This is a genomic window from Sphingobacterium detergens, assembly GCF_003610355.1.
Classification (GTDB): Bacteria; Bacteroidota; Bacteroidia; order Sphingobacteriales; family Sphingobacteriaceae; genus Sphingobacterium; species Sphingobacterium detergens.
In genome coordinates this window covers 754042-770129 of sequence record NZ_RAPY01000001.1, presented here as the reverse complement: position 1 = coordinate 770129, position 16088 = coordinate 754042, and the positions used below count along the sequence as shown (strand labels likewise).

10 protein-coding genes are annotated in these 16088 nt (G+C 44.8%); 8 read left to right on the top strand and 2 right to left on the bottom strand.

Going from position 1 to position 16088, the window contains the following annotated elements:
• Nucleotide 1 precedes the first annotated feature (1 nt).
• The 4 genes from DFQ12_RS03330 to DFQ12_RS03315 are packed head-to-tail and all read left to right on the top strand — an operon-like array spanning nucleotide 2 to nucleotide 7057.
• Complete coding sequence (locus tag DFQ12_RS03330; protein WP_120257600.1) at nucleotides 2-1864, top strand: RagB/SusD family nutrient uptake outer membrane protein; 1863 nt, start codon at nucleotides 2-4, stop codon at nucleotides 1862-1864.
• A 12-nt stretch (nucleotides 1865-1876) separates the two neighbouring features.
• A complete protein-coding gene (locus tag DFQ12_RS03325; protein ID WP_120257599.1) occupies nucleotides 1877-2554 on the top strand; it encodes a DUF3823 domain-containing protein in 678 nt (225 codons plus the stop codon).
• A gap of 57 nt (nucleotides 2555-2611) precedes the next feature.
• Nucleotides 2612-4522 carry a glycoside hydrolase family 43 protein gene (locus DFQ12_RS03320; RefSeq protein WP_120257598.1) on the top strand — a complete coding sequence of 637 codons (1911 nt, stop codon included), beginning with the start codon at nucleotides 2612-2614 and terminating at the stop codon, nucleotides 4520-4522.
• A gap of 33 nt (nucleotides 4523-4555) precedes the next feature.
• Nucleotides 4556-7057 carry a glycoside hydrolase family 2 TIM barrel-domain containing protein gene (locus DFQ12_RS03315; protein ID WP_120257597.1) on the top strand — a complete coding sequence of 834 codons (2502 nt, stop codon included), beginning with the start codon at nucleotides 4556-4558 and terminating at the stop codon, nucleotides 7055-7057.
• Between the two features lie 5 nt (nucleotides 7058-7062).
• Here the strand turns inward: DFQ12_RS03315 and DFQ12_RS03310 are convergent, their stop codons facing one another.
• Both DFQ12_RS03310 and DFQ12_RS03305 read right to left on the bottom strand, forming a co-directional pair.
• Complete coding sequence (locus tag DFQ12_RS03310) at nucleotides 7063-9426, bottom strand: glycoside hydrolase family 127 protein (RefSeq protein ID WP_120257596.1); 2364 nt, start codon at nucleotides 9424-9426, stop codon at nucleotides 7063-7065.
• A 450-nt stretch (nucleotides 9427-9876) separates the two neighbouring features.
• A complete protein-coding gene (locus tag DFQ12_RS03305; protein ID WP_120257595.1) occupies nucleotides 9877-10281 on the bottom strand; it encodes a nuclear transport factor 2 family protein in 405 nt (134 codons plus the stop codon).
• Between the two features lie 126 nt (nucleotides 10282-10407).
• Here DFQ12_RS03305 and DFQ12_RS03300 point away from each other — a divergent pair, with 126 nt between their 5' ends.
• From DFQ12_RS03300 to DFQ12_RS03285, 4 genes are all read left to right on the top strand, one after another.
• Complete coding sequence (locus DFQ12_RS03300) at nucleotides 10408-10725, top strand: winged helix-turn-helix transcriptional regulator (protein ID WP_120257594.1); 318 nt, start codon at nucleotides 10408-10410, stop codon at nucleotides 10723-10725.
• Nucleotides 10725-11477 carry an RNA polymerase sigma factor gene (locus tag DFQ12_RS03295; RefSeq protein ID WP_120257593.1) on the top strand — a complete coding sequence of 251 codons (753 nt, stop codon included), beginning with the start codon at nucleotides 10725-10727 and terminating at the stop codon, nucleotides 11475-11477. Before DFQ12_RS03300 ends, DFQ12_RS03295 begins: the two co-directional genes overlap by 1 nt.
• A gap of 131 nt (nucleotides 11478-11608) precedes the next feature.
• Nucleotides 11609-13495: a beta-N-acetylhexosaminidase gene (locus DFQ12_RS03290; RefSeq protein WP_120257592.1), complete on the top strand. Its 1887-nt coding sequence runs from the start codon at nucleotides 11609-11611 to the stop codon at nucleotides 13493-13495.
• 27 nt (nucleotides 13496-13522) lie between these two features.
• Nucleotides 13523-15997, top strand: a complete 2475-nt coding sequence (locus tag DFQ12_RS03285) for a glycoside hydrolase family 95 protein (protein WP_120257591.1) — start codon at nucleotides 13523-13525, stop codon at nucleotides 15995-15997.
• The last annotated feature ends 91 nt before the right edge of the window (nucleotides 15998-16088 follow it).

Below are 16088 nucleotides of genomic sequence, written 5' to 3'. Positions count from 1 at the left end.
CATGAAATTACGATTGATATCTATGGGGATTGCAATGTTTGCGGTTTCCTTACTCAACAGCTGCAATCATGACGACTGGTTCGACCGCGAATCGAAGACCCTGATTACAGATCAGCAGCTTTGGAATGATCCCAAACTACTAACATCGCTGGTGGCCAACTATTATGATCGGCTGCCGACCCTGCATGGGGTATTCAATACCGGCGGAATGACCGAACTGGATGACGCCATGTGGTCCGGGCATCGCGACCAAAACTGGCGCAATGATTTTCAGTTCGGTGATGACTATGGTCGCTATTGGGATTATGGCTTAATTCGGGACCTGAACCTTTCGCTAGAGAATATAGCCAAATTCAGTACGCAATTGAGTGATGCGCAACGAAAGCAATATAATGCCGAAATACGCTTTATTCGTGCTTTCGTATATTTTGAAATGGTCAAACGCATGGGTGGTGTACCTATTGTGACCACACAGCTTATCTATGATTTTAGCGGGGATCCAACACCTTTGCAAGTGGCCCGCTCCAAGGAACATGAGGTCTATGATTTTATCTACCAAGAGCTGGAGGAGATCAAAGAAGACCTGGCGGCAAACAACGCAAGCAAAACAAGAGCAAATAAATACGCGGCATTGGCGCTCGAAAGCCGCGCCATGTTATATGCAGCATCCATCGCCAAGTATAATAACCTCATGGCTTCGCCGATAACAACTACGGGTGGTGAAGTAGGTATTCCCGCGAATATGGCCTCGGCCTATTACAGCAAGTCGTTGGCGGCATCCAAGGAAATTATCAGTGCCCCCTTTGCTTTATATACGGAAAACGCTGATAAAGGAGCCAATTTCTACGATATGCTCAATAAGAAAACCGGCCGCGAGGTCATCTTCGCCAAGGATTTTGCGACCAGCTTGAAAGTTCACCGCTTTGCTTACGACAATATTGTCAGAAGTCTTACGGAAGATAATGAGTCCTCGTCAACGATTTCCCCATCGCTGAGTTTTGTCGAGAGCTTTGACTATCTGGATGGTAGCAAAGGAACTTTACACACTAAAAATACGGATGGCAATTATGTTGCCTATTCCCATATCGATGCTATTTTTGCCAACAAAGATGCGCGTCTTTATGGGACGGTTATTTATCCGGGCAGCACTTTTCGCGGCCGGGCGGTCAGTATCCAGGCGGGAGTGGCAATTTGGAACAACAATAAATACCAGCTGCATGCAGCCGCACAACTCGGGCAACAGCTAAAAGATGAACTCGGGAAGGAATATGCAGGCGGATTATGGACCGGTTTTGATGGTCCATTGTACGATGCGCAAGATGTGAGCAATACCGGGTTCTACATCCGGAAATTTGTAAGCGATGCGCCTGCAGCCAGTACACGCGGGACCTCAGCGGCAAACTGGTGGCCCTGGTTTCGGCTGGGAGAAATCTACCTGAATGCCACGGAAGCTGCTTTTGAACTTGGTCAGGTGGCCGATGCTACAGGCTACGTGAACAAGTTGCGTGAACGTGCTGGATTTCCAGCCAACAGCGTGACCAACCTAAGCATGGATATCATCCGCAACGAGCGCCGTGTTGAACTCGCATTTGAAGACCACCGTTTCTATGACCTCAAAAGATGGCGCATGGCACATCTGGTATGGGATGGATCTGAAAATGACACAAATGCTGTCGTCTATGGCTTATATCCTTACCGTATTTCCCGTCCCGGACATGTGGATGATGGTAAGTTTATCTTTGAACGCGTCAGACCGGCACGTTTCCGAAGAGCCCGTTTCTTCCGGATGGCCAATTACTATGCATCCATCAGCCAGGATGTCATCAATAAAAACCCTAAAATCGTTAGAAATCCATTCCACTAAATTATTCGTACGATGAAAATGAAACTATTAAGCTCCCTGTTAGCTTGTATAAGCCTACTTTTTGTAGGATGTGAATATGATAATTATGAGGCTCCCAAATCAACCCTTTCGGGCCGCATCGTTTATGAGGGCACACCCGTCGGTGTCAGAAATAACGGACCACAGCTTGAGTTATGGCAAGATGGTTTTCCCTTGCGCTCCTATATACCTGTTTTCTTAAATCAGGATGGCAGCTTCGCGGCCAGTTTATTCGACGGCACGTACAAGCTCGTCCGAAAAGGAGATTCCCCCTGGTTGCAACAGGCTACCGATACGATACTGGTTCAGGTAAAAGGGAATACGCAGCTAGATGTACCCGTCATGCCTTATTTTACGATTAGCAATCCTTCTTTTCAGCAAAATGATAAGGGCATAACCGCAAATTTCACAGTCAATAAAATTGTAAATACGGCGAACCTTCAATTTGTTCGCCTCTATATCGGCAAGTTTATACTGACGGATCAGGGACAACAGGAACTACGTGTAGATGCAAACCTGTCTTTGATCAGCTTTGGGCAGCCGGTCAGCATGCAGGTTGCTTTACCAGACAATTTGAAAAACCTGGATTATGTGTTTGCTCGCATTGGTATCAAATCAACAGTGTCCAATGAATATTATTATACACAAATTCAAAAGATCGCTTTAAAATAAGTATGCTGATCAGAAAATTGCCGAACTTAATGCTTTAATTATCCAAGATAAATCTGAATGAAAAAAAATATTATTCTCCTCCTTACCTTATTTTTAGTACATGTTACCTGCTTTATTTATGCACAGGCCTATCGCAATGGGCCGACCGAAAAGGATTTTGCCGGTTATTTATTCGCTTATTTTAAGGGCAATGCTGTGGCAGATGAAGCGGTCTGTTTTGCCATTAGTACCGATGGCTATACCTACCGTGCGTTGAACGGTAATCGTCCGGTGCTGGATTCGAAGACCATCAGTAAAACCGGGGGAGTCCGGGATCCACATATTCTCCGTGCTGAGGATGGAAAGACATTCTATATGGTGCTGACCGATATGACCTCCTCCAAAGGCTGGGATTCCAATCGCGGTATGGTCCTGCTAAAATCGCAGGATCTGCTGCACTGGTCGCATCAGGCGATCGATTTCCAGCAGCGATTCAGTGGGCAAGAAGATTTGAAGCGCGTATGGGCACCACAGACCATTTTTGATTCGGCAGCAGGAAAATATATGGTCTATTGGTCCATGCAGCATGGGAATGGTCCGGACATCATCTATTATGCTTATGCGAATAAAGATTTTACCGATTTTGAAACGGAACCAAAAGTGCTCTTCGTACCTAAAAATGGTAAATCCTGTATTGATGGCGATATTATTGAGAAGAATGGCCTCTTTTACCTCTTCTACAAAACAGAAGGCCATGGCAACGGGATCAAACTTGCCATGACCGATTCGCTGACTTCGGGAAAATGGATCGAACAAGAAGGGTATAAGCAGCAGACAAAGGATGCCGTGGAGGGATCAAGTGTCTTCAAGCGAAATCAGTCGGATCAATATATCCTGATGTATGATGTGTATGGTAAAGGGAAATACCAATTCTGTATTTCCGATGATCTGGATCGTTTTAAAGTGATCGATCAGGAGATTGATATGGATTTTCATCCCCGTCACGGGACCATTATTCCCCTTTCCAGAGAGGAGCTGATCCAATTGACGTCTCATTGGGGCAAACCTAAGGATATACCGCTTGCGCTGAAAAGGAACCCGGTTCTGGACGGCTTTTATGCAGATCCCGATATTCTTTACGCTCACAAAACCCAAAAATATTATATCTATCCGACCAGTGATGGCTTTGATGGCTGGGGCGGCTTCTATTTCAAGACCTTTTCTTCGACCGATCTTATCCATTGGAGGGATGAGGGCGTCATCCTGGATCTTAAAAAGGAGGTTGCCTGGGGACCACGTCATGCCTGGGCGCCAACAGTTACAGAGAAAAAAGTCAAAGGCGACTATAAATATTACTACTATTTTACGGCGGCGCAGAAAATCGGTGTCGCCATAGCGGACCAGCCAACGGGTCCATTCAAGGACTCAGGTACCCCATTGATCGATTTCAAACCTCCAGGTGTAACAGGCGGGCAGGAGATCGATCCCGCGGTGTTCAATGACCCCAGGTCGGGTAAAAGTTATTTGTATTGGGGGAACGGCTACCTTGCCGTTGCCGAACTAAATACCGATATGATCTCCATCAAAAAGAATACAATAAAGGTATTGACGCCCGACAAAACATTTCGTGAAGGGGTATATGTGATCTTTCGCAATGGAATATACTATTTTCTTTGGTCAGAAGACGATACCCGCAGCGAGAATTACCGGGTTCGCTATGGGACATCAACCTCTCCCTATGGGCCAATCCAGGTGCCCGAGAACAATCTGATCTTGCAAAAAGATCCGGCGAAAGGAATCTATGGCACTGGTCATAACTCAGTCTTACAGGTGCCCGGAACCGACGAATGGTATATTGTCTATCATCGGTTTAATTATCCAAATGGGATCAAGATGGGGGATGCGGCAGGTTTCCATCGGGAAGTATGCATGGATCGGCTTTATTTTGATGCGAATGGCCAGATCGTACCTGTCATTCCAACCCATTAATAGCAATCAGATCAACCTAAGCGACTACATAACATGAACATATTAATTAAAAATATAGCGATCCTTGCGGCATCAGTTTTAATCGGGCTGAGTTCCGTTTACGCCCAGCCGGGTTTTGGTGTCGCGCAGCGTATCAATGCAGATTGGCAGTTTCAGTTAGAAACTGCAGGAGCAGGGCAAAGCGCAACAGCACTAAACGAGCAAGCCTGGAAATCTGTCATACTACCCCATGACTGGGGCGTGAAGCTGCCCTTGAGTCCTAACCTGGCCAGTGCCACGGGATATTTACCCGGCGGTATAGGCTGGTATCGGAAACAGCTGTCTATCCCTGCTGAAGACCAAGGAAAGAAGATCTTTCTTTATTTTGAAGGTGTTTACAACCGCAGTGAAGTCTTTGTCAACGGCAAATCTGTTGGTAAGCGCCCCAATGGCTATGTGTCATTTTCCTATGATATCAGCCCATATATTGAATTTGGAAAGGAAAATACCATTGCAGTCAAGGTCGACCATAGCAAAAGCGCGGATTCGCGCTGGTACACTGGCTCTGGCATCTACCGCGATGTTTGGCTCGTCAAGGCCAATCCAGTACATCTGGATCAATGGGGGGTATATGCCTATCCGGAACTCAAGGCTGGGAAAGGAATACTCCATACAGAAATTACGGTGGTCAACAGTTCGTCCTTGCGCAGCCCAGTTACCGTGCAGCAGGAGCTCATTGATGCCGAAGGTAGGCTCGTTGAGAAAAAATCCGGGCAGCTTACTATCGCTGCCTCAGATAAAGCACATTTAGATCTGAAATTGACAGCATCAAATCCAAAGCTGTGGAACTTAACGCAGCCCACACAATACACCTTGAGGACAACAGTTTGGCAAAATGGCAAGCAGATAGATCAGTCCGAAGTAAAGACAGGTTTTAGGACCTTTACCTTTGATCCGGATAAAGGCTTTGCCTTAAACGACAAATGGATGAAAGTGAAGGGAGTCTGCTTGCATCACGATGCCGGCGTACTCGGTGCCGAGGTTTATCCTGAAGTGTGGCGGCGTCGCCTGCTCACGCTGAAATCTTTGGGTGTTAACGCCGTGCGTACGAGCCATAATCCACAGGCGACCTCACTTTATAATTTATGTGATGAGCTTGGTCTCTTGGTCATGGATGAAGCATTTGATGAATGGGAATTTCCGAAGCGAAAGTGGCTACAGGGCTGGAACGTCGGCGTACCTGGTTTTGAGGGAGCTTACGATTTTTTTGAAGAGTGGGGGGAGCGGGATTTGGCTGATATGGTCCAAAGAGACAGAAATCACCTGTCGATATTTGCCTGGAGCATAGGCAATGAGGTGGATTATCCAAATGATCCCTATTCCCATCCGATTTTGAATGGCGAGAAAAAAGAAGGTGGTTTTACCCAGGCCTCTTATGGCGGTTATCAGAAAGATGCACCGGACGCCATGCGTTTGGGGGACATTGCCAAACGCCTCGTTGCTGTGGTAAAAAAGTACGATCGCAGCCGGGCGGTAACAGCAGGTCTGGCGGGTGTAGCGATGTCTAATGAAACGGCCTATCCCGTAGCGCTTGACATTGCGGGATACAATTACACCGAGAGCCGGTATCAGGAAGACCACCAGCGTTACCCAAAGCGTGTCATCTTTGGCAGTGAAAATCGGCATGATCTTCTGGCATGGCTGGCTGTGCGCGACAATGCACATATATTTGGGCAATTCCTGTGGACAGGGATCGACTATCTGGGCGAATCGGGCCGTTGGCCTTCGCGCGGTTTTTATTCGGGCTTACTTGATTTTGCAGGCTTTATCAAACCCAGGGGGTATTTTCGCCAGTCTTTATGGGCAGCGAAAGCCATGGCTTATTTGGGAACCTATCCATTGGCTGGGGCAACTGGTACGACCGATCTGTGGTCCGCTTCGGAAGCTCAGCAGAAGCAACGAAAGAATGAAAGCCCCTCCATGGATGCCTGGCCGATCTGGAATTATCAGGACGGACAGCAGATTCGTGTGGTTTGTTATACCAATAGTGCTGCTGCCCGACTAACACTGAATGGGCAGACCGTGGGTGAAGAGAAAAAATACGATGCGAAAACAGGAATTATCTTTTGGGATATCCCTTATGCCGCGGGTAGACTGGAAGTGATTGGATTGGACAGCAATGGAAAGGAAGTTGTCCGCCATGCGATTCAATCCAGCCAACGGCCGGTATCCATTCAGGCTGTGCGTGTTGGAGATTCGTTGATTAAAGCAGGGGAGCTGCTGCAGGTGATGGTGCAGCTTGTCGATGAAAAGGGCATTCCCGTGGTTCTTTCGGAGGATGAAATTACCTGCGATATCGCCGGGAATGCGCGTTTATTGGGTATGGAGGCCGGAAATAATGCCGATATGGGTGATTATACGGATAATAAACAGCGAGTCCATCAAGGCAAAATGATCGTTTATGTACAATCAATAGGCAAATCGGGTGACCAGATTACGATTCGGCTGAGCTCCCCCTGGTTGAAAGCCGCCACGGTATCCTATAGCGTTAACTGATGGGCTTATTCATCCGAGCGGAGTGTCCGTATTTCTAAAATTTTATGACTAGGGGACCTTGCTGTCCCCTTGATTTTTACTTCTATGGTCGGCATCGCGGTACTTCCTTCAGGAAGCTTTATGCGCGAGGTGGTAACAACAGCACTGCTATCGGTGCTCTTTAGGGTTTCAATAAGGATTCCATTGACGATGATTTCGGTACTCCGCAGCGCCGTATCTGTCATAAATTTCAGGTATAGTGCAGTAGCGTCTGTATTTTTTAGCTGGTAACTGAACCAGCCCCTGGTTTCACGCCAACGCGTATCGTCAGTGCTCCCGGCCTTGCTATTTTCTTCCCGAAAGAAGTGATCCGATTCCGGCTGCTGTTCACCCGCAATCACCTTGTCCACCGTGATGGCAGTGAGGGCAAGACTTTCGCGTTCATCCCTTTCAATTTTATCCTGCAGCTGTTGAAGTTGGCTGGCGGTTGTTTGTGGCCAATACAAAATATACCTACTATCGTGAATACCATAGAAAGGTTCAAGTTCCATTTTTAGGCTGTCTTTCCCTTGACGAAGTCCTGTGAGTGTAAAATGCAATGGTCTATCGGAGATCGGATGGATCAGTGTCGGGATCGCCTTAGGATCAGCGACAAGGATAGGGATATCGTGCAATGGGATCTGTTTTCCAGATGCGATATGGCCCATCCGGCTATCGTCGGACTTTAGTCCTGTGAGATCACTCGTTCCCGAACGTGCGGCGAGCACAACAGGACCATAGGATATGCTGTAATAGTTACTTTGGTCAGGCAGCTGTTCGACCTGGGTTTCCATCGGCAACTCCATACGTAGGCGATCACCGGGCTTCCAGCTTCGCTTTATGATGATATGTGTCTCTGTGGAATCTGTAATGGGATAAGTTCTTCCATTTATTGAAATTTTAGGGTTGTTTTTCAACCACTTAGGTTTACGTATATAAAGTGTAAATTCATGTCCGCTTTTGGAGTTAATGATCAGCGAGGTAAAGGCTTCTTTTGGAAAGTTGTTGTCCTGAATAATCTCGATGCCCTTTTCTTTCCAATGTAATCGGGAGGGAATAAAGAGATTAACGTACAAGTCATCCTGTTGATGGGCATAAATCATTTCACCATACTTGGCATGATTTTCCATTCCCGAGCCTACACAGCACCACATACTGGTGTGGGGCTGCGAATAGACGCGATAATGTCCGGGGCGGATCTGTGTAAAGTATACAAGTCCACCATGTTCGGGATGCTGGCTGGACAAAATATGATTGTATAATGCCCTTTCGTAAAAATCCAGGTATTTGGCCTGTTGGTCTGTGCGGTACAACATTTTTGTGAGCCGCAGCATATTGTAGGTGTTACAGGTCTCGGGCCCTTCGATGCTCTGCAGCATCTTCGAAAAATCGTCTGTTGGATTAAAGTGTTCACTGACGCTATTTCCGCCGATGGCAATCGATCTATGCAATACCACATTATCCCAGAAGTAGCGTACAGCCGCGGTCCATTCCCTGTCGTTGGAGAGTTCTGCAATGCGGGCAAAACCAAGGACTTTTGGGATCTGCGTATTGGCGTGTAGGCCCGTCAACTTATCCTGATGTTGCGTTAAGGGAAGCAGGATAGACTGATGGGAGAATTTTCGCGCAAGCTCCAGGTATTTGGGGTTTTGAGTAATTGCAGCAACATCGGCAAAACTTTCATTGAGCCCGCCATGTTCACTGCGTAACATGTCCTGAATCTGTGTATCAGACAGTCGAGAAACTAATTTACAAGCCCAATCCGTCATCGCAATAAGCATATTTTTAGCGCTTTTATCAGCGGTTAGCAAGTAGACGTCCCGCAACCCGGCATAGGTTTTATGAATATTGTAAAGCGGGACCCACTTTCCGTTTAGGCTAAAGGTACTTGACTGGATATTCCCCGCATAAATTTCTTCCCAGATGCGCTTACCACCAGGGACACCGCCGATATAGCCATTTCCATTTGCCTGCTGACAGCGCTGCAGGTTTACAAGCATATAATCAAGCCGCTCTTTGATGCGTAAATCTCCAGTGGAGGCGTACATATTCGCGAGTGCGGAAAGATAATGACCACCAATATGACCGTCCAAGCCCGTGTTTTCCCAGTTGGTATAAGATTCTTTCACAACTGCTAATCCCGCTTCCCTTAAGAAGGGAGCGAGGAGACGATCGGGGTCCATCTCCAATAAATACTGCAAATCAAGTTGTTGGGCATGATAAAAGGGGCTTGGTAATAATCGGACATCCTGTAGATCGAAATAATTGAGCTCTTTGGATGTCTGTGCAAATAAAGAGGAACAAAAGAACAATGCAAGGATCGTGTGGGAAAGAGGACTCTTTAATTTCATTTTAAATTCAGGGTATCTAATCAGCTGCATAATAACGTTATGCAGCGATTTGGTTATTGGTTTTTATGAGCTAATGTACTGTTAAACCAAAGATATAAATTAGGTAATAATTTTTAAGTGTTTTTTTTACATTTATTATTTTCCTGCTTTCAGGTCGAACGCAACTTTCTATTTTTGCAAATAGGCACTTTTACCTTTTTTCTTTAATTATTTGTTGCAAACCCATTTTTTTAAAACTATAGCTTTGCTTAACCACAGATTGGCGGATCGTTGCTTACAGAAGGATTCCATTCGCAGGCTTCCAATTCATTGTCCTCCAGTTTTGGACGGACTATAACACTACAGCGCTGTCTCTTACTCCTTGCCCGTAGCCCTTAAATTGGAAAATAAACGAATCCCCACATAGTTATTTGCGGGGATCCGTTTAGCTACTTATTATCAATTGAAAATTTAATCTTTTGAAGCTCTGTTCCAAAAAGCATCTTCATCCGCTATTTTCTCTGAAAACAACCACACTTCCTTGATCTTGTTGTCTTCGACCCGCAATAAATCCATACCCTTCATTGCAAGATGTAAACCTCCTTTTTCCGCTTTAAAGTGGATCGCAGCACTGACAAGATCAGCATTGCTACTTAAATATTCGATTTCATCAATGACAAAAGTACCGTTGCTCCATTTCATAAAATTACCTAAATGGGCAAATACGGCTTCCTTTCCATTATATGTTCCAGATTGGATACCATCACCTGGCTGGTGCCATATAACATCATCGGCAAATAAACTCCCTATGGTATCAAAGTCTCCTTTGGCTACTGCATCAAAATAGGATTGAACGATCGCTACATTTTTTGACATATCATTTTAATTTTAATGGTTTAAATAGTATACAAATGTCTAAATTAGCACACTTATATACAAGTACTTACCTTAGGGTAGGGTACTTACTTGAAATTAAGAATAGTTGATTATCAACAATATAAAATGAACATAAATATTTCTGACGAGAGCTGTCCCTTACGAAAAACACTTGAAATCATCGGTGGAAAATGGACAATGCTTATTATTTTCCAGATCAATGAACGGACAATCCGCTATGGAGAACTTAAGCGTTGTATCGTAGGGATCAGTGAAAAAATGCTGATCAGCCAACTTAAATTTTTATGCGATAAGGGATTCGTTCATAAAAAGTCCTTTGCCGAAATCCCGCCAAAAGTAGAATATACACTGACAGATATGGGAAAAGAACTGCTTCCGCTGATCAATCAAATCATACAATTTGGTATAAACCATAAGTTTTAATGGTGTACGCCCATAGCTTTGGAAGCAGGGCTGGGCTTCGCGACAAGTTGCTGCGTCTTCTCAAGGCAGGGCTTAAGATTTTTAAGAATATTTCAGGAGAAAAACTATATTTGATTACTTTTACTACATTAGTATCTGACAGTACTACCATGCAAAAAGAGATAGATTATAGCCAACTTTCTGATCAACAATTAATGGTTTTAATTGGCCAGGATGATTATGCTGGCTTTACTGAACTTTATTTAAGACATCTTCAAGACCTCCTTCAATACGCCATGCGCCTGCATGTGGATGAGGAGGAAACGAATGATTTTGTACAGGAAGTATTCGCTTCATTGTGGATGCGCCGGCACGAGCTTCGGCTGGAGACGCCATTAGCATGGCTCTATATGTCGGTACGCAAGCAGATGCTGCTTAGCCTACGCAAACAGAAAACCAGGGAAAAATATGCCGAGAGCCTGGTAGCGCACCTCAGCGCTTTCTACGACCCCATTTTGGATGTGATTCAGGAAAAACAGGTGAAAGACTTTATCGAACGTGAAATTGCAAAACTGCCACCCAAGATGCAGCAGGTTTTCCGCATGAGCAGAGAGGATTATCTTTCCTATCGTGAAATAGCCGAAGAACTTAATATATCTGAAAAAACGGTCAAAAAGCAGATTAACAATGTGCTTAAAATCTTTCGCTCCAAGATAAGTTCAGACCAGGCCAAAGTCATCGTCATCATCAGTTATCTGCTCTCCCAAAAATAATTTCATTTTTTTCTACTACCAAAGGCCGACTTGTGCAACACCATCGCATAGGTTGACCCACACGAGCAACAGACAATTTCCTATTACTGTTGTTTATTTTATATATTTATCTATCTACAAGAGTTTAAGATATGAATATAGCTTTTTTAAAGAACCATTTGCTCCTGACTTTGTTGTTAATCAGCTTGAACAGTATGGTTACAGCACAAACAAAACCCGCCATTATTCCAGAACCTGTATTGTATACGCAGGGTGAGGGAACGTTTACGATTGATGCGGGTACTTCCATTGTGATACCCCAAAGTCATACAGAACTTAAACCGCTCGCCGAGCATCTCAACAAATGGATTGCTGAATTGAACGGTACTACGTTAGCGATAGCTAACGGATCGGAAAAATCTACTTCAACCATCAGCCTTTTGTTGAACCCTTCTTTGAATAATATAAATAATGACGAAGGGTATCAGTTATCTATTACAAAAAACAAGGTCATATTACAGGCGCGTAAACCGGCAGGACTATTCAACGGGCTGCAAACCTTTCGGCAATTGCTGTGCCAGGCAGGAAACGGCCCACAACAGCAACAATTAAGTTTACCGGTAGTGGAAATTACAGACTATCCCAGGTTTCAGTGGCGTGGCCTGATGCTGGATGTAAGCCGTCATTTCTTTTCAACGGATTTTGTAAAGAAATTTATTGATGATATGGCCCGTTACAAATACAATGTGTTTCACTGGCATCTAACCGACGACCAAGGTTGGCGCATTGAAATAAAATCGCTGCCTCGCTTAACAGAAGTCGGGGCTTGGCGGGTACCAAGAACAGGGCGATGGTGGTCCTATACAGCCCCGCAAAAAGACGAAAAACCTACCGATGGCGGCTACTATACGCAAGAAGAAATTAAAGAAATAGTCGCTTATGCAGCTGCAAGAAATATAACCGTCGTGCCCGAAATCGATGTACCTGGTCACTCGCTTGCTGCTATTGCCGCTTATCCTTATTTATCGGCTACGGGGTATAACTATATGGTGAATCCCGGTAGCAAATTTTATAATATTGACGATAATACATTAAATCCGGCAGACGATCGCGTATATGCTTTTCTTGAAAAAGTAATGAAAGAAGTTGCAGCTTTGTTCCCGGGACAATACATACATATCGGTGGTGATGAGTGTACGAAATATTTCTGGCAGCGTTCGGCCGTAGTCCAGGATTTTATGAAACAGCAAGGTATTAAAACCGAACATGAATTACAGAGCTATTTTATAAAACGAATGGAGAAAATGGTTAAAAAATACCAGAAAAAAATTATAGGTTGGAACGAGATCCTCGAAGGTGGTCTGGCACCGGATGCAACGGTAATGAGTTGGCAAGGTGTACAGGGTGCTATTGAGGCGGCAAAACAGGGGCACAAGGTCATTCTTACCCCCGATATGCATACCTATCTGGATTTATACCAAGGCGATCCTTTATTGGAACCAGATACCTATAGCATGCTGCGTTTAAAAAATTCTTATCTATGGAATCCTGTTCCCGCCGGTGTGGACAGTAGCCTGGTTTTGGGTGGACAAGGGAATTTATGGACAGAGTCTGTCCCCAGCGGCAAACATGCTGAATACATGACCTGGCCGCGTGCACTAGCCTTAGCAGAAGTTTTTTGGTCGCCCATGACAAAGCAGAACTGGCCGGGTTTTCAACAAAAATTACCGGCACATTTTAAGTTGTTGGATCAGGCCCGGATCAATTATTCAACAGCGGCTTTTGATATACTGGCAATAGCAAAACACGATACACAAAAACAATTGCTGGTTTCGCTGGAAACAGATATCGACGGCTTAGCTATTTATTATACCTTGGATAATACCAATCCCGACACAACTTCCTTGAAGTACACAGGTACGCCTGTCGCCATTCCCAACGGGATGTACCAATTAAGGGCACAAGCATTTAAGGGATCGGTACCTGCAGGAAAACTTTTAATTGCCCCACGTACTGAACTGGAAACAAGAGCGAAGTAAATTCCAACAAAACCACGAAGCAGAACAATGAAAAGACATACGTTTATAAAATGGATCGGGTTAAGTGTATTGGCGCAAAATAAGGTATTTGGGAGCAGTATTTCGGAGAGCCTGTTGGCAGACCTGGATATAGCAACAGATTACAACCATTTGCTATGGTATAAAGAGCCGGGCAGGTACTGGAACAGCCAAGCCTTACATATTGGCAATGGCGGCCTGGGAATTTCGTTTCTGGGCGGTATAGGCATTGAAAAATTTGCCATTACGGATAAAACCTTGTGGACAGGTGGCCCAGGTCAGGATGCCAATTATAATTTCGGCATAAAGCCCGGCGGTAAAGACAACCTGCAAAAAATAAGACAGCTTATTACAGCGAATGAAATCGATAAATTAAAAGAGGCAGATGCGCTGGTAAGTTCAAAATTTATGGGCGATACCAGTGCATTTGGATACTTTTCTGCTTATGGTATATTGTCAATAAATTTTGCACATGGCGAGGATGCCACCCATTATACACGCAAGCTTAGTCTGGCCAATGCCATTGGAACCGTGGCTTATGAAATAGATGGAATTAGGTATCAGCGGGAATATTTTTGTTCTTATCCACACAATGCCGCTGTATGTCGCTTTACTGCTTCTCAAAAGGGAGCCATTACGGCAACACTGCAATGGGAGCTGTTTCAGAAACAGAGCGTTGTTACCTATCAAAACAATATTTATGAAATAAAGGGAACTGTCAATAGCAACCAGCAGAAATTTAGTCTTAAACTACATGTTGTCCATACGGGTGGCAAAGTCTATCTAAAAGGAAATGACCTGGTTATTGATCAAGTGGATGAACTAACGATCAGGATGGCATCGGCGACGGAGTATGACGCAGTGGCTCCTTTGTTTAAAGGGAACAACCCGGAGCAACGCACAGGAGAAACCATTAGGAAAATAAAATCAATACCTTATGCGGAGTTAAAGAAAACGCATATAGCCGACCATAAAAAATTATACAACCGCACCAGCTTTACGTTAAAAGGAAATAGGATGGGGGAAGCGCTGCCCACCAACGAACGCTGGGCGGCATACAAGACAAAGCAGGATGATGTAGCGTTGAAAGTATTGTATTTTAACCTCAGCAGGTATCTGCTGATCGCCAGTTCCCGCAAAGGCTTTTTGCCTGCCAATTTACAGGGGGGCTGGAACATGACGGAGTCGGCACAATGGTCGGGCAACTACCAGTCCAATATCAATCTGCAAATGAATTATTACAGTGCAAATGCCGTTGGGCTGGACGATTGCATGCATCCGTATATTGATTGGATAAAAAGCCTGGAAAAACCCGGACAGGCAGTTGCTAAGGCATATTATGGGACAGACGGATGGGTAAGTCATACGGTGGGCAATATCTGGGGCCATGCCGCACCGGGAAGTGAGCTGATCTGGGGCATGTTCCCCATGGGATCGGCATGGCATTGCCATTACCTGTGGCGGCATTTTGCGTATACACAGGATAAAAATTACTTGAGTCACACCGCCTACCCTTTATTAAAAGGTGCGACACAATTTTGGCTGCAAAATTTGACTCCCTATCAGGGGAAATTAATCGTAGCACCAAGTGTTTCTGCTGAACATGGTGCCTTTATACGTGATGGAAAATTAGTCGCCTCAGGCAGTTCCTTTGCGGAAGATGTAGGCAATATACCATGTGCTTACCAGGATATACAAATGCTTACCGATCTGTTTCAGAACACAATCGAAGCGGCAAAAATATTACAAACGGATAGCGCATTGGTCCATACCATTGAATCAAAACTGGCGCAATTGATGCCTTTCAAAATAGGGCGTCTGGGACAATTGCAGGAGTGGGAAGCTGATATTGATGATCCCGAATGCAACCACCGGCATATTGCTCATTTATACGCGGTATGGCCCGCTAAACAGATTGGTGCCGATGACAACACATTGACCAATGCCGTCAAAAAAACATTGGAATTAAGGGGCGAAGCCCGTCAATACAAAGTGGTTCCGCATAGCGATATTTATACGGCAGGCAACTGGTCATTGGCGCTACGTATGATCTGTCGCATCCGGCTGCATGAAGCCGCAAAAGCTGACAAATTATTTAATGACATCATTAATGTGGCAGGTTTTGAAAACTTACTGAGTTACAACCATGTTCCAGCCGGTAAAATAAAAAAAGAAGATGAAGCTTATTTTACCACTGCCGAAGGCGAGTGGTACCCGGTATGGCAAATTGATACATCGCTTGCCCTTGCCGGGTTTATTGCAGAGATGCTTTTGCAAACAGATAAAAACGGTATCATACAGCTCCTGCCAGCTTTGCCTGCGGCATGGCAGGACGGAAGTATCAAAGGCTTGAAAGCAGAAGGTAATTTGACTGTGGATCTGGAATGGCAAAATGGGAAAGTACGGAACTATAAAATCTATTCGCCAGTTCAAAAAATAATACAGGTAAAAATCAATGGTCAGGTTAAAACGATCCGGGTGTAGTAATCCGGCCAGATCTGACCAAAGCCATTGTAATCAGCTTTATCTGCTCTCCCAAAAATAATTTCATTTTTTTCTACTACCAAAGGCCGAC